We start from the raw sequence: 21739 nt of genomic DNA, 5'->3' as shown, positions 1-21739 counted from the left end.
AAGCGATCAGGGCCGGTCACGTTCCGGTCCTGACATTGCAAAGGCTGTTGCCCAAATGATCACCAAACTGTCGCATGGTCTTGCGCGTGCAGAGATATTCTGTGCCTCGTTCCTTGCCATTCTGATCACTTTGCTGATCCTGTTGAACGTGGTCACGCGGGCCATGAACGCATCGATCTATTGGGTGGATGAGGCCGCGATTTACGCAATGGTTTGGATGACGTTTCTGGCCGCCTCTGCAGGTGTGCACGAACGCAGTGCAGTGTCCGTGACCGTGATCAAGGACATGCTTGGCCCACGTGCGCGCCACGTGTTGAGCATCACAATTGACCTGATTGTTTTGCTGTTTGCCGCCGCCATCGTGTATTTTCTCTGGCGCTGGTTATTGCCTTTGGATCTGCTGCGCGCTGGCTTTGATATCGAAACATTCCAAGGCGAGACGTTCAATTTTGTCTACGCCGAACCAACCACCACGCTGGGCATCAAAAAGATCTGGGTTTGGATCATCATGGCCGCCTTTGCGTTCGGGGCCAGCGTGCATGCCATCGCCAACCTGATCGCAACCCTGCGAGGGCCGCGCGTATGACCCCGTTCATCTTTGCGCTTTTGCTGTTTGGCGCGGTTCCCATCGCTTTGGTCCTGACCCTCACAGCCATTTGGTACATCGCGGAAAGCGGCAATACCGTGCTGTTTGACAGCTTTGCACAGCAGATGTTTTCGGGTGTCGAAAACTACGGGTTGCTGGCGATTCCGTTGTTCATGCTGACAGGCGAACTGATGAACGAGGGTGGCATGACCTCGCGTCTTATCAACGCTGCACGGGTGTTTGTCGGCGGGTTTCGCGGTGGGCTGGCCTACATCAATTTGCTGGCAAACATGTTCATGGCCGCGATCATCGGATCCGCTGCCAGCCAGATCGCAGTGATGAGCCGTGCAATGGTGCCTGAAATGGAAAAAGAGGGGTATTCCAGAGGGTTCGCCGCCGCCACGACCGCAGCAGGCGGGCTTTTGGCCCCCGTGATTCCCCCGTCGATGTTGTTTGTGATCTACGGCGTTTTGGCGCAGATTCCGATTGGCGACATGTTCCTTGCGGGCATCATTCCGGGGCTGATGCTGGCGTTTGCGTTCTTTGTTGTCATCTCTTTGATTGGTCTCAGCGTGCATTTCCCAAAAGGTGAATGGATGTCTTGGCCGGACATTCGCAGTGCGCTGATCCATGCATTGCCGGCCGCGTTAATTCCTGCCGCGATCATCGGCGGAATTCTGTTTGGCATCGCGACCCCCACTGAATCTGCTGCCGTCGCGTCACTGATCGCATTCCTGGTCGGATGGCTGGTGTACGGCGAAATCAAGCTGGCCAAACTGGGCGAATTGTTTGGCCGCACGGCCCGCAACGCATCCATGGTAATCTTTATGATCGCCGCCGCCAACGTCTTTGGCTGGGTAATTATTTACGAAGCACTACCCCAGAAACTCGCGGCATTGATCACCTCGATCACCGACGATCCGTTCACGTTTTTGCTGATCGTCAATCTGGTGTTGCTGTGCGTGGGGATGCTGATCGACGGCATTGCGGCAATCATTCTGGTGACGCCAATTTTGCTGCCCATCGCGATGAACAATTACGACATCGACCCCTATCAATTTGGCGTCGTGATGAGCTTGAATTTGGTGCTGGGCCTGCTGACACCACCGGTGGGGATCGGGCTCTACATCGCATCCAGCATGAGCGGCGCGAGCCCGACGCAAATCATGCGCGGGCTGTGGCCATTTTTGGTGTCGGTGCTGGTTGTGCTGATCTTGCTCAGCTATTTTCCGATCCTGTCGACGGCACTGATCTAGGGTTAAGCCCCTAAATACAGCGCCCGCCGTCGATTTCCATGCAGATGCCTGTGACCATGCTGGCCTCGTCCGAGCACAGGTAGCACGCGGCGTTTGCCATGTCTTCGGGTGTGGAAAAACGGCCAATCGGGATGGTCGACAGAAACTGCGCACGACGTTCAGGCGTGTCTTCGCCCATGAACATCTTAAGCAATGGTGTGTCACCCGCGACCGGGTTTATCGCGTTTACGCGCACGCCTTCCGGGGCCAGTTCGATGGCCATGCTTTTGGTTGCATTGTTCACCCAGCCTTTGGATGCGTTGTACCAGTTCAACCGAGGGCGCGGGGACAGGGCCGCCGTCGAAGACACGTTCAAAACCGCCCCCGACTTCTGCGCCTTCATCAGTGGCGCGATGTGTTTGGCCGTTAGGTAGATCGACTTGCAATTGACGGCAAAAACCTTGTCAAAATCATCCTCGGACACGTCTTCCATCTGCGCAGGCCAGTGGGTCGTGCCTGCATTGTTGATCAGAATGTCGATGCGCCCAAAGGCGTCCAGCGTGGCCTTGGTCATCGCCGCAACCGAAGCGTCATTGGCCACGTTTGTTTCAATCGCACGGGCGTTTTCACCAAGCTCTTTGGCCAGTTCCTGCGCCATTGTGATGTTCAGGTCCGCCAACATCACATGGGCCCCTTCGGCGACAAACTTGCGTGCAATTCCAGCGCCAAAGCCTGACGCGCCACCGGTGACGATTGCTACTTTTCCATCCAAACGCATTGCGTTTCTCCTTGTTTCGAAATGACTAGCCGTGCAGGGCAGCGACGGTTTTTAACGTTGAAAACCCGTACAACGCCTCAAAGCCTTTTTCGCGGCCATGACCGGACAGGCCGACGCCGCCAAACGGCAATTCCACGCCGCCTGCAGCACCGTAATTGTTCAAGAAAACCTGCCCCGCGCGCAGTCGTTTGGCCAGCCGCATTTGGCGCGCGCCATTTGCGGTCCAGACCGACGCGACCAGCCCGAAATCGGTGCCATTGGCGATGGCGATGGCGTCGTCTTCGTCCTCGAACGGGATGACGACCTGAACCGGGCCGAAAATTTCTTGCTGGGCAAGCATGTGATCTGGCGGCACGTCGGCAAACAGGGTCGGGGCGATGTAGGCCCCTGTGCCCGGTGCGTTGCCCATGATTTGGCCAGTTGCAGCGCAGCGCAGATCAGCGCCTTGGTCGATGAACCCTTGCACGATGTCTTTTTGACGTTGTGAAATCAGCGGCCCCAGTTCCAGATCATCGCTCGCAGGCCCGACGCGCAATTTGGCGTAGGCCGTCGCCATGCGCGCGACGACTTGGTCATAGACCCCGCGCTGCACCAGAATGCGCGAAGATGCGGAACAGGTTTGCCCTGCATTTTGGATACCTGCGTTCACGAGAAACGGCAACGCTGCGTCCAGATCAGCGTCATCAAACACCAACTGCGGGGATTTTCCGCCCAATTCCAACGTCACAGGAACCGCGTTTTGCGCAGAGGACGACTGGATCATTTTGCCAACCCCGACTGACCCTGTGAACGACACGTGATGTACGGATGGGTGGGCTGTCAGCGCGGCACCGGCCTCGGCCCCAAGGCCGGGCACGACGTTCAGCGCGCCATCGGGCAAACCCGCTTGCTTGCAGATCTCGGCAAAGGCGAGGGCCGTCAAACAGGCCTCTTCTGCGGGTTTCAAAACGCACGCATTGCCCATCGCCAAAGCCGCCCCGACAGAGCGTCCGATGATCTGCATCGGGTAGTTCCATGGCACGATGTGACCCGTGACACCGTGCGGTTCGCGCAGGGTGTAGACGGTGTAGCCGTCTTGGAACGGGATGGTTTCGCCGTGGATTTTATCGGCAGCCCCGCCGTAAAATTCCATGTAGCGCGCCAGTGCGATCACGTCGGCGCGCGCCTGTTTGGTGGGCTTGCCCACGTCCATGGATTCAAGGGTGGTCAGTTCGTTGATGTTCTTGAGAACCTCGGTGCCGATGCGGGTCAGGATGCGCCCACGTTCAAACGCAGGCATTTGCCCCCACTCGCCAACCAAGGCCGCCTCAGCTGCGCCAACTGCGCAGGCAATGTCATCTGCATTTCCGCGCGCGATCTCGCAAATCGTGGACCCATCCGACGGGTTCCCGAGCGACAGCGTTTGAGCAGACAACGCAGGCACCCAAGTGTTCGCTACAAAGCACAAGGAAGGGTCGATATTCATCACTTTGAGGGTCATACGGAAAACGTCCTGAAACTATGAGGGCCAGCGTTACTGCTGGCCCCTAATCTAGTTCGCGTAAGCGATTGCTGGCAACCATGTCACGAGCCACGGGAACTCAAATACGATGAACAGCCCGAACAATTGCAACAACACAAATGGAACCACGCCGCGATAGATGTGGCCCAAGGTCACGCCGGGCGGGCAGACGCCTTTTAGGTAGAACAGCGCAAAGCCTACAGGCGGTGTCAAAAACGAGGTTTGCAAGGTGACGGCGACCAGAATGGCGAACCAGACGACCTCGGGGTTGTCGACCACACCGAACCCGTCCACGGCGATGGCTAGTCCCGACACCACCGGCAAAACCAGCGGCATGATGATCAGCGTGATTTCGATCCAGTCCAGCAAGAACCCGAGCAGGAACACGATGAACAGGATGAACACCACGATCATGTAGGGGTTTTCGAAGGAACCAGCGATCATGTGTTCGATGATTTCGTCGCCGCCATAGAGGCGCAGAACGTAGGCAAAGAAATTCGCGGCGATGAAAATGCCGACAATGTAGCCCGAGGTGTTAAGCGTCTGACGCATCACATCCTTGAACACTTTGAAGTTCAGCTTGCGGTTAAAAATCGCCAGCACCATCGCACCGAGTGCGCCAAGGCCTGATGCTTCGGTCGGGGTTGCGAACCCGAAAAAGATCGAGCCAAGCACGACAAGGATCAGCGCCATGGGCGGCAGAACCGACAGCAGGACCTCGAGCACGATTGCCATGGTGACCGGTTCGCGGTCTGCAGGGACCGGCATGGATTTTGGGCTGATCAGGCCATAGACCACGATGAACGTGATATAAAGTGCGCCCAGCAACAGGCCGGGAAACAGTGCGCCCATGAACAAATCACCAAGGCTGATGGCCAGTTGGTCCGACATGATCACCAGCATGATCGACGGTGGGATCAAAATCCCTAAGGTGCCAGAGGCGGCGATGGTGCCCGTGGCGATAGGCTTGGAATAGCCCTGCGCCATCATTGTCGGCAAACCCATCACGCCAAGCAGCACCACAGAGGCCCCGATGACACCGGTTGAGGCCGCAAGAATGATCCCGATCAGCATGACAGACAGGGCCAGCCCGCCTCGTAGCGCGCCAAACAGCACCTGCATGGATTTCATCATCCGTTGCGCCACACCGGATTGATCCAGCATCAGCCCCATAAAGATGAACATTGGCAATGCGACCAAGACCGGATTCTTGATGACCCCACCAAAGAAGCGACCGGCATTTGCGCCCAGTTTCTTGAACGATATTCGCGTGTCGTCATATTCGATGACCTCGCGCAGGGCATCCTTGGCCGGATCCAGCACAAACATCGCAAGCACGATAAACACCAGTGAGACACCAACCAGCGCATAGGCCACCGGAATGCCGCGAAACAGCATGGTCACAAAGACAATGAACATGACCAGCACAAGCCATTCGTTCAACGTCAGGAAATTAATGAGAGATAACAGTTGCATGTGGATCAGCCCTTTGCGCTGGCGCGGTTGCGCAGATAACCGATGACGAAGAGCACAGCGACCAACGCGATGGCCATCAACAGGGCGTATTCAAAGATAGGCTCGCGCAGGATGCGGCGTGCCATGATGTCGGAATTGGTGAGGTAGATGACCCAGTACAAAATGTAGACCACCAGCCGCCATGCCAGGAAAACCGCCATCGGCAGCATTGCCACGATCACGTGATGCAAGCGCGCGGGGCTGTACTGTTTCAGGTTCCGCATGAGGGTCGCATAAGACGCCAAGCCCGCCAGCAAGAACAAGATCGGCAGCGACGCTTTGAGCAAATACAAGCGGTGCAATCCGTTCGGGCTGTCTGATCCTTCGCCTGCGATGACCGAGGTGTAGGCGTAGTGAAACAGCACATCGGTCATAATGCCGATGAAGGGCATCAACAGCCAGCCAATGGCAAACACCTCGATGCGGGCCTTTTTCTCGGGGCTGTAATGTTCGTGTAAAATATCGACGCGCACGTGGGATGACGTGGTGATCGCATAGCCAAAGGCCGTCAGCATTGCGACGCCGTAAATCCACCACTGCGCATCGTCCAACCACGCTTGGTTGTGACCATTCCCGCGCAAAAACACCTGCGCCACAATCGCGACCATCAGCAGCGGAAAGGCCCAAGCCACAACGTTGCCGACGTTGATCACCAACCGATCGATGATCCCGTGCTTGTCGCGATCAACCTCGCCCGGATCAGTGATCGCTAGAACCGTTTCAACGGTGAGCGTTTCGCCTGTTGCTGTTTGCGGTGCGTCTGTCATGCCCAAGTCCTCTTGCCCAGTGTCAAAGGGCGGCACCGATGTGGATGCCGCCCTTCGTTTTTATGCCTCAGCGCTGTTATTTGCGCGGCAGGTAGATGTTGTTGGACCAGATTTTATAGCCCGCACGGTACTCAGCTAGATCAGCCCAAACTTTGGCAAAGTATTCGTCCTCTGCGGCCAGTTCTGCTGCAACTTCGTTCCATGTGGATTCAAACAGTTCCAGCATTTCCGGGGACCACTGCTTGATTTTAACGCCGTTGTTTTCGGTGTTATCAACCATGGCCGCATAGTTCGTCGCTTCGCCTTCGGCCAGTGACGTGGTCACGTTGGCCAAGCAAGCCGTCTGGATTTGCGCTTGGGCGCGCTCGGACAGACCGTCCCAAACGTCGACGTTGACGATCAGTTCGAACAAGGTGGACGGCTGGTGCCAACCGGGGAAGTAGTTGTATTTGGCGATCTTGTGGAACCCAAGACGCGAGTCGATCCGCGGCATCGAGAATTCAGTCGCATCAATCGCGCCACGCTCAAGTGCCGGGAAAATGTCGCCAGCCCCCAGCAAGGACGTGGACACGCCCAAACGCTGCATGACTTCGGCACCCAAACCAAAGAAGCGCATGTTCAAACCTTCAAGGTCTTCGACGCCATTGATTTCGTTTTTGAACCAGCCGGATGTTTCTGGCGCGATGATCCCGCATGGCATGACTTTTACGTCGTAGCCTGCGTTGTCGTACATGCCCTGCCACAATTCCTGGCCGTCATCATACAAGATCCAGCCCATGAATTCGCCGGCCTCTGGGCCAAACGGAACAGCGGCAAACAGCGATGCAGACGTGATTTTGCCCTGCCAGTAACCGGATGTCGCAAAGGCTGCGTCAACGGACCCACTGGATACCGCATCAAGCGCTTCGAGCGTTGGGACCAATTTGCCCGGATCGAAGTGTTCGATTTGCACTTCGGACGAGATCGAATTCAAACGGTCCTTAAAGTCAACGGACGCAGTGCCCAGAATCGGCAAGCTGGACGGGAATGACGACGTCATTTCAATCGTGTCCTGCGCCGAGGCAGCTCCGGCGGCAATGGTCACTGCGACGGCTGTCGCGATAAAGTTGGTTTTCATATTGTTTTCCTCCCTAGGATGGCCTTTGCGGCCGCTTCGTCAGACGATTTGGCTTGATTGGTCAAACCGTATCCCCCGATAATGAATACGTTAGCGTATACATTATTGCTCTGTCTACAGGCAGCACCTGAATGATGTCACGAAACTGTCCACCAGCGTTAATACTCTTGGCAAGGCTTTAGAATCCAGCGCCGTCTACGTGGTATTGGGTATGCGGCGATCTAGGGTGATGAAATTATTGGGAAAAAGAAACTGTAAGTGTGCAAATGAATTTGCCATTTTGGTCAAGTTTTTTGGCCAAAACCGCTGTTTTCGAAATATGTGCTGTGAAATGCCCCCTGATGCAAAGCTGCGTGAATCAGGGGAAAGATGCAAAGGTTGGCCCAAACACCACTTTGCGGGGCGATTTGCCTAAGCCAAAGAACCGCATGGATCTAGCTTTTTGACGGGGCAGGCTGCGTCGGTCCGCCTGCTTGTGCCCATGGGCCGACACCGCCGATGTTAAAGACGTTTTCGTAGCCCATGTCCCTCAGGGTCTTGCCAGCCAGTGCCGCCTGACCGCCAGCTGCACAGACCACATAGATCGCCTCCGCACTGCTTAGGGCGGGGTTGTGCGCACCGCTTTCGCGATCTGCGATGAATTCAAGCATGCCGCGCGGAATGTGATGGGCCCCCTGAATGGTGCCAGTGACAGCAATCGCGGCGCTGTCGCGCACATCTACAAACACGCCGCTGGCATTGGCGTGGGCGGCAATCGCGTCTTCGCTGCTAAGGCGCGGGACAACAGCGTTTGCTTCGGCCATGTAGTCTTTTGAGGTTTTCATGCGCGGGGCTCCATTTGATCGCTATGCAGGATCGATAGTTATGGACCAGCAGGCAAAACGCAATGTGGCAGCCCGATTTGGACTGCCACCTGCGTGCTTTTCTAAGGTCTTGAACGGTTTTTCGCCGCTAGAGGTCGGCCAAAATCATTTTGGAACAGTTTTCGCCAATCATGATCGCAGGTGCGTTGGTGTTGCCGGATACGATTTCGGGCATGATCGAACAATCTGCGACCCGCAGTCCTTTGACCCCGTGCACGCGCAGTTTTGCGTCCACAACAGCGTCAGTGCCAGACCCCATCTTGCAGGTGCCGGTCGGGTGATAGATCGATGCTGTGTTGTTGCGGGCCCAATCGAGGGTCGCGTCGTAGTCTTCGATATCAAGGCTGGGGTTGGGGCGGAATTCTTCGGAAATCTTGGATTTCAGCGGCGCATGTTTGGCGATTGTGCGCGCGATATTCACGCCAGCCACTACAGTGCGGCAATCGGTTTGGGTCGCCAGATAGTTCGGGATGATCTTGGGGTAAACCTTGCCATCAGCGCTATTCAGTCGAATCTCTCCGCGGCTTTCGGGGCGCAATTGGCACACGGACATGGTGAAGGCCGAGAACTTGTCAGCGCCTTTGCCCGGGTTTTCTGCCGAAAGCGGTTGCACGTGGAACTGAATGTCAGGTGTTTCCAGATCTTCGCGTGTTTTCATGAAACCGGTCGCAAGGCTCGCGGCCATTGTCATTGGACCGGCACGGAACATCGCATACTTGAGCGCGATCTTGGCTTGGCCAAACAGGCTGCTGACCTCGTTGTTCAGGGTCGGTTCATTGGTCTTGTAGACAAGGCGCGCTTGCAGGTGATCTTGCATGTTTTTGCCAACACCGTGCAGGTCTTTTTTGACCTCGATGCCGTGTTCCTGAAGCTGGGCTGCTTCGCCCACACCAGACAGCATCAAAATCTGGGGGGAGTTGATGGACCCGCCGGACAGAATCACCTCGCGACCAGCTTTGACCACGTGATCGCGGCCAGCGCGGTCCTTGTAGGTGACACCTGTTGCGACACCGTTTTCGATGTTTACCTTTTGAACCTGCGCATGGGTGATGATGGTCAGGTTGTCACGGTTTTTCGCCGGATTAAGGTAGGCTACAGCTGTCGAACAGCGCCGCCCGTTTTTCGATGTTAACTGGAAAAAACCAACGCCTTCTTGGGTTTCGCCGTTATAATCGGGGTTAAACGGGTAGCCGGCGGCTTGGGCTGCGGCGACCCACGCGTCGGTGATCGGGCGCTGGATACGCATGTTGGAAACGGACAGGGGCCCTTGGTCGCCATGGTAGTCATCGGCACCGCGTTCGTTCTTTTCTGCCTTTTTGAACAGGGGCAAGACATCATCCCAAGACCATCCACTATTGCCCATTTGCGCCCAACGGTCATAGTCTTGGCTCTGACCACGTACGTACAGTAAACCATTCAGAGAGGACGAACCGCCCAAAACCTTGCCGCGGGGCCATTCAATAGAGCGTCCGTTCAGACCAGGATCAGGTTCGGTTTTGTAGCACCAGTCAACGTTGGGATTATGGATCGTTTTAAAGTAGCCGACAGGAATGTGAATCCAAGGGTTCAGGTCACGACCGCCTGCCTCTAGTAGAATCACTTTGTGCTTGGGGTTAGCGCTGAGCCGGTTGGCCAAAACGCAGCCCGCAGAGCCTGCGCCCACTACGATAAAGTCCGCTTCCACAAAAATATCCTCTCGTTGGTTCGATTTAACACTATACAGATTGGATTTGTCATACTACAGTTTTTTGAAACTAAAAGTCTCAATAATTGACATAAGGGAGGAAATTGTCATGTCTATTAGCAATAAGCTGGGGAATATGTCGCGTCGCGATCTGTTCCGTGTAGCTGGCCGTTACGGTATGAGTAGCACGCTCATGGCGGCGGGTGGTTTTGGTGGGGCGATGAGCTTGGCCAACTTGGCGTCTGCAGCTGAATCAACCTACGAAAAGCGCTTTGCAAAACCAGCGAAACACACGCTGAAATTTGGCGCTGCTGGCTTTAACGCTCGCAACTTGTTGATCGAACGCGCCGGCGCGTTGGAATTTGCACGTGACCTAGAAGCACGTACAGACGGTGAAATTCGCGTTGAATTTATCGGCGACAACCAAATCTGCGGTCAAACGTCCTGCGTAGAAAAAGCCCAGCAAGGTATCGTTGATATCTATGCGGCCTCTACACAGAACTCTGCGGGGGGTGCACCTTACTTGAACGTGTTGGACTATGCATACATGTTCCGTAACCGCGCTGACCAATACCACTTCTTGTATTCGCCTGCGTCAGCTGCGTTGCTGCGTGAGCCGTACGAAAAGCGTCACGGTCTGAAGTTGTTGTTCTCACACGCTGAATTGCGTGGGATCCAGTTGGGTCTGAAGTGGCAAGACAAAGAAACAGTGACATCTGTTGAGCAACTCGCAGGCACGAAAAACCGCGTAACAGGTACACAGCTGGGTCGCATCGCGATGAAAGCTTTGAACCTGAACCCGGTTCCGGTTGCATGGGAAGAAACACTCGACGGTCTGAAGCAAGGCCTGATTGATGGTGCGGAAACATGGGCATCTGCGGTTGCATACGCCAACATGTCTCCGGTTGTTTCGCAGTCTGTTCACTTGAACTTCTTCTGCGGTACAGAAGCCACGTCCATGAACGCATCTGTGTTCGACGGTCTGGGCGGCGAACTGCAAGACGCGGTTATGGAATCTTCCTACCTCGCACAAGTTCACGTTCAAGCAGCCAACGAAGCGGCGCTGGTGAAAACTGTTGGTCAGTCCGATCCACAGCTTCCAGGCACAATCTTTGCCCAGAACAACGTGCGTAACGCATTCTTGTCCGACGCAGAGATCAAGAAAGCCGAAGAAATGTGCTCTCCTGAGTTCCAACCACAGCTGTGGGAAGAATGGCGCGAGCGCTTGAACGGTTGGTCCGGTGGACGCGACACGTACCAAGAAATCTACGACGAAGTGCGCACAATTTCTGCAGACACGCTGCCAGAAAATGTTGAACCACGTCGCTGGTGGAAAGGCTAATCTATTTAGGTTAGTTTTGGGCCGATCCGCAAAACGCGGGTCGGCTTTTTTTTTCAACAAAAAGACGCAGGCCTTCAAAACGCGACTGAATGCCAGAAAAAGGGGGGATACTTTATGTCGATTTTGTCCGAAGCGTGGTCAGTACTACCTGCCATTGCATCCGGCGATCCATGGGAAATGACAACGGCATTCAAAAAGGATGGAATGTGGTTGTTTAGTGCTGTGGTGACACTGTTTGGTGGTATTTTAGCGCATTTTCTGTTTAAATTCGTTCCTTTTATCGAACGTCATTTAGAACGCAGCGTGGCCGTGATCATGTATATGTTGATCGCAGCAATCATTTTTTGGGGCGTGATCGACCGGTTTGTGTTCAACAACCAATGGTCTGGATCAACAACCGTCCCGCCGTTTCTTTTCATGATCATGGCGTGGTTCGCGTGTTCGTATAACGTGAAATTGCGCACGCACCTCAGTTTCAGCGAATTCCGCTCAAAGATGAATCCGCGCAACCAGATGAGCGTTTTGACGATGGACACAGTTTTGTGGCTCGGCTTTTGCTTGCTGGCGATCACAACTTCGCTTCGCTTTACGGTACTGTCTGCCCAGAACTTTCAAATGGTCGACGGCGTTGATGACACAATGAAATGGTGGTTCTACATCACCGTTCCAATTGCGTTTGTTTTGATGTCCGGCCGCGTGGTGGGCAACTGGCTTGAAGACTGGGGCAACTACAAAGCTGGCCAACCCATCATCAAACAAGCCGTTATCGGGGGGGATGTCTGATGACCGATGCAACGTGGATTACGCTTATTTCAATTGGTGTGACAATGCTGTTTATGCTTGGCACACCGGTTCTATTGGTCATCTTTTACTGGGTGATCGGCTGTAGCTTTGTCATTGGCTTGCCGCTGGACAATACGGGCAACGAACTGCTGAACGTGTTTAACAAAGGCTTTGCCTTGCTGGCGATGCCGCTGTTCATTCTGACGGGGGATTTGATCAACCAGTCGGGAATTGCGAGACGACTATCGGATTTTGCCTACTCCTGCTTGGGGTGGTTGCGTGGCGGTCTTTCTATGGCGTCCATCGCGGCTTGCGGCCTGTTCGCGGCGATCTCGGGTTCGAACTCGGCGACGACTGCAACCATCGGTTCGATGCTGCATCCTGAGATGGTCAAAGGCGGTTACGACGAACGGTTCTCGGCGGCGACTGCTGCTGCGGGCGGTACTGTGGGGATCATTATTCCACCGTCGATCATCTTTATCGTTTACGGCTTTTTGCTGAACCTGCCGATCTCGGATCTGTTTATCGCGGGCATCGTGCCGGGGGCCTTGATGGTTCTGGCGATGATGACGGCGGCATTTATCATCTGCACGATCAACGGCTGGGGTTACCTGATCAAGCTGTCGCTGTCGCGGGTTATCAAGACAGCCATCGGCGCATGGTTGGGTTTCTTCGCAATCGGTCTGGTGCTGTGGTGCATCTACACAGGCCGCGCGTCACCGACCGAAGCGGCGGGCGTCACAGTTGGCGTTTGTATCTTCATCGGCTTGCTGTGCTATCCGCTGAATAAAATCATGGGCGAAGACGAGAACACGAACGTCGAGGACAAATCAGTCGCCTCTATGTTGGTGGTCAAAGGTTTCACGTTGATGAGTTTGCCGCAGATCGTTTCCCGTTCTGCACAAATCACGGGTATTTTGGTGCCGCTCATCGCGATCTCTGTGGCGATGCAACAGGTCATGTCATCCTTGGGGGCCAAGGAATTCATCGGCGAATTCGTAACCGGTATGGGCGGGTACTATGCGGTTCTGTTCACGTCGATGTTGATTGTGTTCGTGACAGGGATGATTCTGGAATCCCTGCCTGTGACGATCATCCTTGCTCCGATTTTGGCTCCGATTGCGGTGTCCGTTGGTGTTGATCCGATCCACTTCTCGGTGATCTTCCTTGTGGGTGCATCGATCGGCTTTATCACACCACCGTACGGGTTGAACCTATACGTGGCGTCTGGTGTGACGGGCGTGCCGTATTTCCGACTTCTGCGCTACACAGTGCCCTATCTGATCGCTTTGATCAGCACGTGGTTCTTGGTTGCGTTGGTGCCGGATCTCGCACTGTTCTTGCTCCCTGCACGTTAAGGTGCCAATAAGACCAGCGCTGGCGTGATTTAATGCCAGTGCTGATGACATAAGGACGAAAGATGCCGGACGACGGGGCCGCTGATACCAAAGGGCAAATTCCAACGAACCTGCGATTGCTGCTGGTTCTGGAAGAAGTCGCGCGCGCGGGTGTTCCTGTAACGCCCGCGGACGTCGTTGGGTCTTTGGGCTTGCCCAAACCCACCGTTCACCGGCTGTTCCACACCGCCGAAGAAGAAGGGTTCTTGCAACGCGACATTGATGGGCGGTCCTATGGGCCCGGGCCACGTTTGCGCCGCCTGTCCGTCAACACGCTGAGCTCGCAACGCCTGCGCACCGTGCGCCTGTCGATCCTGAATTCCGTGGTCGAGGCGATGGGCGAAACTTGCAACATCGCCGTGCCGGACCGCGAAGGCATGGTCTATCTGGACCGCATCGAAACCAAATGGCCGCTGCGTATCCAGCTGCCTGTTGGCACCCAAGTTCCGTTTCACTGCACAGCCTCGGGCAAAATGTATTTGTCATCGCTGAACTTGCGGTATCTGGACCGTCTGCTGGCCGCCCATGCGCTGAACCGTCACACAAAAATGACGTTCACCGACATCAAGGCGCTTAAGGCGGAATTGGCCCTGACGCGCAAACGTGGCTATTCCACTGACAACGAAGAATTCATGGAAGGCATGGTCGCCGTTGCCGTGCCGATCCTCGATGATCAAGGGCGGTTGGTGTCGACACTGTCCGCACACGCGCCCTTGCAACGCCACCAGCTGTCGGATCTGACCGGCAATGTCACGACCTTGCAAAATGCTGCCCAGCAGCTGACAGAACTGCTGCAAAGCTGATCCACACCCGTTGACAAATCGGCACATCGCTGGCCTTGATCGTGACAACGCAGCGTTGCCAATGACGGGCGCTCGAACGAAATTGAATAGGGAGAATGGGCATGATGCGCACACGTGCAGCCGTCGCAGTTGAGGCGGGCAAACCGCTGGAAATTATGGAAGTGAACCTCGAAGGCCCCAAAAAGGGCGAGGTTCTGGTGGAAATCAAGGCCACAGGCCTGTGCCACACCGATGAATTCACCCGCTCTGGCGACGATCCCGAAGGTATCTTTCCCGCAATCCTAGGCCACGAGGGCGCAGGCGTTGTCATGGAAATCGGCGAAGGCGTCACGACGCTAGAAGTCGGCGATCACGTGATCCCGCTTTACACGCCAGAATGTCGTGAATGCGAATACTGCCTGTCGGGCAAAACCAACCTGTGCCAGAAAATCCGCGTGACCCAAGGGCGTGGCCAATTGCCAGACGGCACCACGCGCTTTTCGATGCTGGATGGCACGCCGATCCACCACTACATGGGCTGCTCGACTTTTGCCAACCACACAGTTGTGCCCGAAATCGCGCTGGCCAAAGTGCGCAAAGACGCGCCGTTCGACAAGATTTGCTACATCGGTTGCGGCGTCACCACCGGCATCGGTGCGGTGATCAACACGGCCAAAGTGGAAATTGGCGCGCGCTGCGTCGTGTTCGGCTTGGGTGGCATCGGTTTGAACGTGATCCAGGGTTTGCGTCTGGCTGGGGCGGATCAAATCGTTGGCGTCGATCTGAACGACGACAAAGAAGAAGTCGGGCGCTATTTTGGCATGACCGATTTTGTGAACCCGAACAACGTCGAGGGCGACTTGGTCGAACATCTGGTCGAGTTGACCAAAGGCGGCGCGGACTACACGTTTGACGCCACCGGCAACACGCGCGTGATGCGCACAGCCCTTGAGGCGGCGCACAAAGGTTGGGGCGAAAGCATCATCATCGGCGTGGCCCCTGCGGGTGCCGAAATCTCGACCCGTCCGTTTCAATTGGTCACGGGCCGTGTCTGGCGCGGCACTGCATTTGGCGGGGCAAAGGGGCGTACGGACGTTCCCAAAATCGTCGATTGGTACATGGACGGTAAGATCGAGATCGACCCGATGATCACGCACAAACTGACTTTGGACCAGATCAACGAAGGCTTTGAATTGATGCACGCAGGCAAATCTATCCGCGCCGTCGTCGAATTTTAAAACCAACGAGGTGCGCGAACACGCGCACCTTACGCCGCGGGTAAAACATCCGTTGCGTCATTTGCCTGTCGGTTGGCGCGATCCGCAGGTTTTTTCTGCCGGCTTTGGGTCTATATTGTGTCCAAGCCAGCAGGGAGCGCAGCCATGAAACTTACCGTCAACGGAACCGCACACGAGGTGGATGTCGAAGACGACATGCCGCTGCTTTGGGTTTTGCGCGATGAACTGGGCATCACTGGCCCGAAATATGGCTGTGGAATCGCGCAATGCGGGGCTTGCACCGTGCACATGGACGGGGTCGCTGTGCGATCATGCCAAGTTGCTGCCGCCGACATCGATGGCGAAATCATCACGATCGAGGGCCTTGGCACACCTGATGCGTTGCACGCGGTGCAAGAGGCATGGATCGAACATCAAGTCGCGCAATGCGGCTATTGCCAGTCCGGCCAAATCATGGCGGCGGCTTCGTTTTTGGAAACCAACTCTGAACCTAACGACGCCGACATCGACACGGCCATGAGCGCAAACCTGTGTCGTTGTGGCACCTACCCACGCATCCGCGCCGCTGTGAAAACAGCCGCCCAAAAACTGAACGGAGCATAACGCCATGAGCAAACTTGGAAAAATCGCCCGTCGCACGTTTTTGTTTGGCTCTGTTGCCATTGCCGGTGGCGTGGCCTTTGGCGTCTGTAAATACAAAGCGCCTGTGAAAAACCCTTTGCTGAATGATCTTGCCGACGGCGAGGCGGGGCTGACGCCTTACGTCAAGATCGACGCAAATGGCATCACGTTGATCACGCCGCGCGCCGACAGCGGGCAGGGGGCCTACCACGTGCAGGCCGCCATGATCGCCGAAGAACTGGACGTCGAATTAGATCAAGTCCGCATTGATCCCGGCATGCCCGACAAGGCCTACTACAACACCGCGTTGGGTGCGGATGGCGCGCCGTTTGCACCGACTGATGATAGTTTTGGCGCAAATTCCACACGGGTCGTGATGGACGCGCTGATGAAGTTCCTTGGCATGCAGGTCACGGGCGGGTCGACCACAGTGCCGGATGGCTACGACAAATTGCGCATCGCGGGGGCCGTTGCCCGCGAAACGCTTAAGGCGGCGGCGTCCCAAAAATCGGGTGTGCCTGTGGCGGATCTAAAGACCGCAAACGGGGCCGTACAACTGCCCGATGGCACGGCGATTGCCTACACAGAACTGGCCGCGATTGCCGCCACGCTAGATCCAGTCAAAGACGTCACCTTGCGCGATCCGTCCCAGTGGCGCTTGATGGGTAAACCAACCCAGCGCGTTGATATCGTTGCAAAGTCCACCGGCACGTTGCCGTATGGCATTGATTTCAACATGGACAACATGGTGCACGCCTCTGTGCGCACAAACCCACGGCGCGGGGGCGAGATGCTTAGCTATGACGCATCCGGGGCCGAAGGCATGCGCGGCGTTCAACAGGTCTTGCCGATCACAGGCGGCATTGCGGTCATCGCTGACAATACATGGCGCGCGATCCAGGCCGTGAACGCGATTGACGTCGAATGGGGCGCGGCCCCCTATCCGGCTGAAATGGACGGCCATTGGCAGGCCTTGTCCGACAGTTTTAACGACGATCAACTTGATAGCCGCCAAAAGGACGAAGGCGATGTTGTGGCCGCGTTGGACAGCGGCGAAATCATCGAAGCCGAGTACCGCGCGCCCTATTTGGCCCACGCGCCGTTGGAACCAATCACGGCCGTGGTGCACGTGCAGGATGACCGCGTTGACGTTTGGACCGGCACGCAAATTCCGCGCTTTTTGCAAACTAACGTGTCTGACATCACGGGCATGGATTACGACAAAGTCTTCGTTCACGTGCTGATGATGGGGGGCAGCTTTGGGCACCGGCTTGAGGCGCGGGTGGTCAAAGAAGCCGCCGAAATTGCGATGGCGGTAAAGGGGACGCCGGTCAAACTGACGTATAGTCGCGAAGAGGATATGACCCACAATGACACGCGCCAAATCGCGATGGCACGGGGGCGTGGCACGGTGAAAAACGGGCAGGTCGAAGCCTACGATCTTGGCATCGCAATGCCTTCGGTGATCGCCAGTCAAATGGGGCGCCAAGGGTTGTCGATACCCGGCCCCGATACGCAAATCGTGGCCGGCGCGTGGGAACAGCCCTTGTCGATCCCGAACTATCGCGTGACCGGATACCGCGCGCCAGAACTTGGCCCGATCAGTTCTTGGCGCTCCGTTGGGGCGTCGACAAACGGGTTTTTCCACGACGTGTTTCTGGATGAATTGATCGTTGCTGCGGGTGCCGACCCGATGGAAGAACGCATGCGTTTATGCTGGCATGATCCATCGCGCAAGACGCTTGAAACAGTCGCCGAGATGTCGAAATGGGGTTCGGAACTGGGTCCGAACAAAGGGCGCGGCGTTTCATTCTGCATGTCCTTTGGTGTGGCCGTGGCCGAGGTGATCGAGGTCACCAACACCGACGCTGGCATCAGAATCGATAACGTCTGGGTGGCAGCCGAGGTGGGCAAAGTCGTCGATCCGGTGAACTTTGAAAACATGGTGCAGGGTGGCGTCATCTGGGCCTTGGGGCACGCGATGAATTCGGAAATCACCTATTCTGACGGGATGGTCGAGCAATCAAACTACCACGCGTTTGAAGGAATGCGGATGTATCAAACGCCCAACATTATGGTGGCGGGGCTCGAGAATGGCGAACACATCCGTGGCATGGGTGAACCGATGGTGCCCCCTGCTGCGGCCGCCTTGTCGAACGCGATTTTTGCAGCGACCGGTCAGCGTATTCGCGAAATGCCGATGAACAAATTCATCGATTTTGTGTGAGGGGGCGATACATGAAAACGCGCTTTTTTATCGCTGCGGCTGTTGCTGGCTTTACTGGAACATTGGCTTGGGCCGCATCGGACGAGATCACAATTTTACCCCCCGCTGAGGGATCGGTTTCGGTTGAACAAGGACTGGTTGCGTGGGGGCGGATTTACGAAGTCGCCTCGCATCCGCGCTGTTCCAACTGCCATGTTGGTGACAGCAACCGCCCGATGTGGTCAGGCCCAAGCTACGGCAAAGCCCGTCCGCATGGCATGAACATCAACGCAGGCGAAAGCCGGATTGGTGCGGAGCACATCCCTTGCGCCACATGTCACGTCACCAACAAAACCGGCGGGAATTCAGGCGCGCACATGGCCCCGCAAGTCGCCGCTGAATGGCAATTACCGCCCGTTGAATTCGAATGGAATGGCAAGTCGTCAATCGAGGTCTGCAACCAGTTGCGCGACCCAGAGCGTAACGGCGACCGCACCTTTATGGACATCGCCGGCCACCTTGATCACGACGTCATTTTGCACTGGGCATGGGCACCGGGCGGTGGGCGCGAACCAGCACCCTACAGCCTTCAGGAACACGTCAATGACGTGTTGGCATGGGGCGTTTCGGGCATGCCTTGCGCAAACGATTAGGTAATTTTAACCTTTTGCTTTGAAGGACTTAACCCAAAACTGGCGCGGTACACTCGGCTGAAATGCCCCGGGCTTTCAAAGCCTGTGGCATAGGCAACTTCGGTCACGCTGCGGTCGGTTTGGATCAGCAGATTGCGGGCGCGTTCCAGCCGCATTTCGACGTGATATTTCTTGGGCGAGCAGTTCAGGTAGCGCCCGAAAAGACGTTCCAGCTGGCGTACAGAAATACCGATGTCATCAGCGATTTCGGCTGGGGACACAGGGCTTTCCAGTGTGTCTTGCATGATCTGGATAGCCCGCGCCAAATGCGCATTGCGCATACCGTGACGCGATTGCAACGACACGCGTTGCTCGGCACTTGCATCACGTACCGCGTTGTACACCATCTGGTCGGCCACAGCGATGGCAAGGTCCGATCCATGCGCCGTTTCGATCAAATGCAGCATCAAATCTGCCGTCGCCGTGCCGCCCGCTGCGGTGATGTGTTTTGCGTCGGTCACAAACACGTTGCGTAGCAGATTGACCTTTGGGAACTCCTCCATGAACCCGTCATGAAATTCCCAGTGGATCGCGGCGTTCATCCCGTTCAGCATGCCAGCGCGGGCAAGGATGTAGGCACCAGAACACAACGCCCCGATAGCCGCAGGTGAACGGGCAGCACGGCGCAACGTTCCCAGCAATGCTTGGCCAACGTGATCTGCGACATGGATGCCAGACAGCAGAAACAATCGGTCACAAGGGGGTAAATCTGCGTAGCCGTGGTGCACCTGCGTGACCGACCCGTTTGAACAGGTCGCGGTTGTTCCGTTTTCAGCGGCAAACGACCAACGGTACAGTTCAGAGCCGCTGACCAGATTGGCAATCCGCAACGGCTCCACCGCGCAGGAAAACGCGAGGTGCGAAAATTCAGGCACCAGCAAAAAGACAAAATGTTCAGGTGTCGTGTGGGTGTTCATAGCAGTCGCAATTCGATGTGGTGCAAGTTGTGTACAATGTGTATACCATTTTTAGAATCTACAGCAATCAGCAAAATGACCTATGCCCACAACACCCAAAGATAGAAAATCAGCCGCCTACGACATGCTGGCCCGATCGATCCTGACACAAGCACGTGGCCCGGGGGCCGATCTGGACGAACAGCGCCTCAGCCGCGAATTCGATCTGTCCCGCACGCCCATGCGCGAAGTGCTGCGTGACTTGGCCGGTGCGGGCTACGTTGAGCTTCGTGAAAACAAAGGCGCACGTGTTAGTGAAATGTCGCAAGGGTCATTGCGCGATTTCTTTGTTGCAGCACCGATGGTCTATGGCGCGATCCTGCAATTGGCCGCGCACAACCGCACGGATGCGCAAATTGTCGAACTACAGCACGCGCAGGATGCATTCAAAGCAGCGCTTGCCACAGGGTCAGCCGCCGATCGCGCCTTGGCCAACAACCATTTCCACGCGGTCACAGGCGAAATGGCTGACAACATCTATTTGCGGCCCAGCTTTCATCGTTTGTTGATTGATCACGCCCGTATTTCGATGACGTTCTATCGCCCGCAAGACGGTGAAATGACTGACAAGGTTTCGGCCGCCAGCACGCAGCATGACGCGATCATTGCGGCGATTATTGCCCACGATGCGGACACTGCCGCGCAACTGGCCGCTGATCATTGGCGTCTGTCGCGTGATCAAATCCAATCTTTCGTTATGCCCAGTGGACTTGATGTGCCGCTTGGCGAATTGCCCCGTTCTATAGCCTGAGGACCCCATGACCCCAATTTTCAAATTCGAAGGGATTTACACGCCGCTCGTGACCCCCTTTCACGACGATCACAGCGTCAACTTTGATGCCTTGTCCGATGTCATCGAAATGCTGATCGCGGCTGGTGTTCATGGCGTGATTTCCGGTGGATCAACCGGCGAAAACTATGCGCAAACCGCACAGGAACGCATGGAAATCGCGAAGTTCACCGTTGATCAAGTCAAGGGGCGCGTGGCTGTGATTGTCGGTACGGGATCGATGCTGACTGCGGATTCGATCCTGATGGCCACGGGTGCTCGCGCTATGGGGGCGGATGCAATTTTGCTTGCCACTCCGCCGTATTCCGTGCCGACGGAGCGCGAGAATGCGTTGAACGCGCTGGCGATCGACAAGGCCGCGAACCTGCCGGTAATGCTGTACAATTATCCGGGCCGGATGGGGGTACACATGGGCGAAGAATTCCTCGACCGCGTGGGGCGTTCGCGCAACATCTGCGGGATCAAAGAAAGCTCGGGCGACATCAACCGCGTCCACCTGTTGGCCCGTGATTATCCACACATTCAAATGTCCTGCGGCATGGATGATCAAGCGCTGGAATTCTTTGCATGGGGCGCGCGTAGCTGGGTCTGTGGCGGGTCCAACTTTTTGCCGGCCGAGCACATCGCGTTGTACGAAACCTGTGCCATCAAGGGCGATTTCGCCAAAGGCCGCCGCATTATGTCGGCCATGATGCCGCTGATGCGGGTGTTGGAGCAGGGCGGAAAATTCGTCCAATGCATCAAATACGGCGTCACCTTTCAGGGCATCGACACCGGCGCAATTCGCCCGCCACTCAAGGCGCTGAACAAAGACGACAAACGCGCGTTAGAACAGGTGATCCGCGTGTGCCAAACCACAATTTCCCAAATCATGAGCGAGGGTTAG

20 protein-coding genes are annotated in these 21739 nt (G+C 56.0%); 12 read left to right on the top strand and 8 right to left on the bottom strand.

What is annotated here, in order from left to right; all coding sequences use genetic code 11:
• The first annotated feature begins 55 nt into the window (after window positions 1-55).
• A complete protein-coding gene (locus ACFIO0_RS12625) occupies window positions 56-586 on the top strand; it encodes a TRAP transporter small permease subunit (RefSeq protein WP_390910749.1) in 531 nt (176 codons plus the stop codon).
• Window positions 583-1842 (top strand): TRAP transporter large permease subunit, encoded by a 1260-nt coding sequence (locus ACFIO0_RS12620; protein WP_390910748.1) that lies wholly within the window; start codon window positions 583-585, stop codon window positions 1840-1842. The genes ACFIO0_RS12625 and ACFIO0_RS12620 overlap by 4 nt, the downstream gene beginning before the upstream one ends.
• Window positions 1843-1852: 10 nt before the next feature.
• On the opposite strand, the gene ACFIO0_RS12615 is transcribed toward ACFIO0_RS12620, so the two are convergent.
• The 7 genes from ACFIO0_RS12615 to ACFIO0_RS12585 form a co-directional block, all read right to left on the bottom strand.
• A complete protein-coding gene (locus tag ACFIO0_RS12615) occupies window positions 1853-2599 on the bottom strand; it encodes a glucose 1-dehydrogenase (RefSeq protein WP_390910747.1) in 747 nt (248 codons plus the stop codon).
• Between the two features lie 25 nt (window positions 2600-2624).
• Window positions 2625-4079 (bottom strand): aldehyde dehydrogenase family protein, encoded by a 1455-nt coding sequence (locus ACFIO0_RS12610; protein WP_390910746.1) that lies wholly within the window; start codon window positions 4077-4079, stop codon window positions 2625-2627.
• 51 nt (window positions 4080-4130) lie between these two features.
• A complete protein-coding gene (locus ACFIO0_RS12605) occupies window positions 4131-5576 on the bottom strand; it encodes a TRAP transporter large permease subunit (protein WP_390910745.1) in 1446 nt (481 codons plus the stop codon).
• A 5-nt stretch (window positions 5577-5581) separates the two neighbouring features.
• Window positions 5582-6382: a TRAP transporter small permease subunit gene (locus tag ACFIO0_RS12600; RefSeq protein ID WP_390910744.1), complete on the bottom strand. Its 801-nt coding sequence runs from the start codon at window positions 6380-6382 to the stop codon at window positions 5582-5584.
• A gap of 76 nt (window positions 6383-6458) precedes the next feature.
• Window positions 6459-7499 carry a TRAP transporter substrate-binding protein gene (locus ACFIO0_RS12595; RefSeq protein ID WP_390910743.1) on the bottom strand — a complete coding sequence of 347 codons (1041 nt, stop codon included), beginning with the start codon at window positions 7497-7499 and terminating at the stop codon, window positions 6459-6461.
• Between the two features lie 434 nt (window positions 7500-7933).
• A complete protein-coding gene (locus ACFIO0_RS12590) occupies window positions 7934-8323 on the bottom strand; it encodes a rhodanese-like domain-containing protein (protein ID WP_390910742.1) in 390 nt (129 codons plus the stop codon).
• 127 nt (window positions 8324-8450) lie between these two features.
• Entirely contained in the window at window positions 8451-10046 is a 1596-nt protein-coding gene (locus ACFIO0_RS12585; RefSeq protein ID WP_390910741.1) for a choline dehydrogenase, read from the bottom strand.
• Window positions 10047-10155: 109 nt separating this feature from the next.
• On the opposite strand from ACFIO0_RS12585, the gene ACFIO0_RS12580 reads away from it, so the two are divergent.
• The 8 genes from ACFIO0_RS12580 (at window position 10156) to ACFIO0_RS12545 (ending at window position 19068) form a co-directional block, all read left to right on the top strand.
• Window positions 10156-11388, top strand: coding sequence for a TRAP transporter substrate-binding protein DctP (locus ACFIO0_RS12580; RefSeq protein WP_390910740.1), 1233 nt, complete (start codon window positions 10156-10158; stop codon window positions 11386-11388).
• 114 nt (window positions 11389-11502) lie between these two features.
• Entirely contained in the window at window positions 11503-12171 is a 669-nt protein-coding gene (locus ACFIO0_RS12575) for a TRAP transporter small permease subunit (protein ID WP_390910739.1), read from the top strand.
• Complete coding sequence (locus tag ACFIO0_RS12570) at window positions 12171-13529, top strand: TRAP transporter large permease subunit (protein ID WP_390910738.1); 1359 nt, start codon at window positions 12171-12173, stop codon at window positions 13527-13529. The genes ACFIO0_RS12575 and ACFIO0_RS12570 overlap by 1 nt, the downstream gene beginning before the upstream one ends.
• A gap of 62 nt (window positions 13530-13591) precedes the next feature.
• Window positions 13592-14371 (top strand): IclR family transcriptional regulator C-terminal domain-containing protein, encoded by a 780-nt coding sequence (locus ACFIO0_RS12565; RefSeq protein WP_390910737.1) that lies wholly within the window; start codon window positions 13592-13594, stop codon window positions 14369-14371.
• A gap of 104 nt (window positions 14372-14475) precedes the next feature.
• Window positions 14476-15588: an S-(hydroxymethyl)glutathione dehydrogenase/class III alcohol dehydrogenase gene (locus ACFIO0_RS12560; RefSeq protein WP_390915337.1), complete on the top strand. Its 1113-nt coding sequence runs from the start codon at window positions 14476-14478 to the stop codon at window positions 15586-15588.
• Between the two features lie 144 nt (window positions 15589-15732).
• Window positions 15733-16191: a 2Fe-2S iron-sulfur cluster-binding protein gene (locus tag ACFIO0_RS12555; protein WP_390910736.1), complete on the top strand. Its 459-nt coding sequence runs from the start codon at window positions 15733-15735 to the stop codon at window positions 16189-16191.
• Window positions 16192-16195: 4 nt separating this feature from the next.
• Window positions 16196-18436, top strand: a complete 2241-nt coding sequence (locus tag ACFIO0_RS12550) for a molybdopterin cofactor-binding domain-containing protein (protein ID WP_390910735.1) — start codon at window positions 16196-16198, stop codon at window positions 18434-18436.
• An 11-nt stretch (window positions 18437-18447) separates the two neighbouring features.
• Entirely contained in the window at window positions 18448-19068 is a 621-nt protein-coding gene (locus tag ACFIO0_RS12545; protein ID WP_390910734.1) for a hypothetical protein, read from the top strand.
• On the opposite strand, the gene ACFIO0_RS12540 is transcribed toward ACFIO0_RS12545, so the two are convergent.
• A complete protein-coding gene (locus ACFIO0_RS12540) occupies window positions 19065-20024 on the bottom strand; it encodes a helix-turn-helix domain-containing protein (protein WP_390910733.1) in 960 nt (319 codons plus the stop codon). The genes ACFIO0_RS12545 and ACFIO0_RS12540 overlap by 4 nt on opposite strands.
• Before the next feature lie 82 nt (window positions 20025-20106).
• On the opposite strand from ACFIO0_RS12540, the gene ACFIO0_RS12535 reads away from it, so the two are divergent.
• Window positions 20107-20814, top strand: a complete 708-nt coding sequence (locus tag ACFIO0_RS12535) for an FCD domain-containing protein (protein WP_390910732.1) — start codon at window positions 20107-20109, stop codon at window positions 20812-20814.
• A 7-nt stretch (window positions 20815-20821) separates the two neighbouring features.
• Complete coding sequence (locus tag ACFIO0_RS12530) at window positions 20822-21739, top strand: dihydrodipicolinate synthase family protein (RefSeq protein WP_390910731.1); 918 nt, start codon at window positions 20822-20824, stop codon at window positions 21737-21739.

The organism is Pseudosulfitobacter sp. SM2401 (genome assembly GCF_042932805.1).
Lineage (GTDB): Bacteria > Pseudomonadota > Alphaproteobacteria > Rhodobacterales > Rhodobacteraceae > Ascidiaceihabitans.
This window is presented reverse-complemented; position numbering and strand designations above follow the sequence as displayed.

Excerpts from the sequence above, each read along its gene's own strand:
- ACFIO0_RS12625 (WP_390910749.1), top strand. The coding sequence starts at position 56 with ATGATCACCAAACTGTCGCATGGTCTTGCGCGTGCAGAGATATTCTGT.
- ACFIO0_RS12620 (WP_390910748.1), top strand. The coding sequence starts at position 583 with ATGACCCCGTTCATCTTTGCGCTTTTGCTGTTTGGCGCGGTTCCCATC.
- ACFIO0_RS12615 (WP_390910747.1), bottom strand. The coding sequence starts at position 2,599 with ATGCGTTTGGATGGAAAAGTAGCAATCGTCACCGGTGGCGCGTCAGGC.
- ACFIO0_RS12610 (WP_390910746.1), bottom strand. The coding sequence starts at position 4,079 with ATGACCCTCAAAGTGATGAATATCGACCCTTCCTTGTGCTTTGTAGCG.
- ACFIO0_RS12605 (WP_390910745.1), bottom strand. The coding sequence starts at position 5,576 with ATGCAACTGTTATCTCTCATTAATTTCCTGACGTTGAACGAATGGCTT.
- ACFIO0_RS12600 (WP_390910744.1), bottom strand. The coding sequence starts at position 6,382 with ATGACAGACGCACCGCAAACAGCAACAGGCGAAACGCTCACCGTTGAA.
- ACFIO0_RS12595 (WP_390910743.1), bottom strand. The coding sequence starts at position 7,499 with ATGAAAACCAACTTTATCGCGACAGCCGTCGCAGTGACCATTGCCGCC.
- ACFIO0_RS12590 (WP_390910742.1), bottom strand. The coding sequence starts at position 8,323 with ATGAAAACCTCAAAAGACTACATGGCCGAAGCAAACGCTGTTGTCCCG.
- ACFIO0_RS12580 (WP_390910740.1), top strand. The coding sequence starts at position 10,156 with ATGTCTATTAGCAATAAGCTGGGGAATATGTCGCGTCGCGATCTGTTC.
- ACFIO0_RS12575 (WP_390910739.1), top strand. The coding sequence starts at position 11,503 with ATGTCGATTTTGTCCGAAGCGTGGTCAGTACTACCTGCCATTGCATCC.
- ACFIO0_RS12570 (WP_390910738.1), top strand. The coding sequence starts at position 12,171 with ATGACCGATGCAACGTGGATTACGCTTATTTCAATTGGTGTGACAATG.
- ACFIO0_RS12565 (WP_390910737.1), top strand. The coding sequence starts at position 13,592 with ATGCCGGACGACGGGGCCGCTGATACCAAAGGGCAAATTCCAACGAAC.
- ACFIO0_RS12560 (WP_390915337.1), top strand. The coding sequence starts at position 14,476 with ATGCGCACACGTGCAGCCGTCGCAGTTGAGGCGGGCAAACCGCTGGAA.
- ACFIO0_RS12555 (WP_390910736.1), top strand. The coding sequence starts at position 15,733 with ATGAAACTTACCGTCAACGGAACCGCACACGAGGTGGATGTCGAAGAC.
- ACFIO0_RS12550 (WP_390910735.1), top strand. The coding sequence starts at position 16,196 with ATGAGCAAACTTGGAAAAATCGCCCGTCGCACGTTTTTGTTTGGCTCT.
- ACFIO0_RS12545 (WP_390910734.1), top strand. The coding sequence starts at position 18,448 with ATGAAAACGCGCTTTTTTATCGCTGCGGCTGTTGCTGGCTTTACTGGA.
- ACFIO0_RS12540 (WP_390910733.1), bottom strand. The coding sequence starts at position 20,024 with ATGAACACCCACACGACACCTGAACATTTTGTCTTTTTGCTGGTGCCT.
- ACFIO0_RS12535 (WP_390910732.1), top strand. The coding sequence starts at position 20,107 with ATGCCCACAACACCCAAAGATAGAAAATCAGCCGCCTACGACATGCTG.
- ACFIO0_RS12530 (WP_390910731.1), top strand. The coding sequence starts at position 20,822 with ATGACCCCAATTTTCAAATTCGAAGGGATTTACACGCCGCTCGTGACC.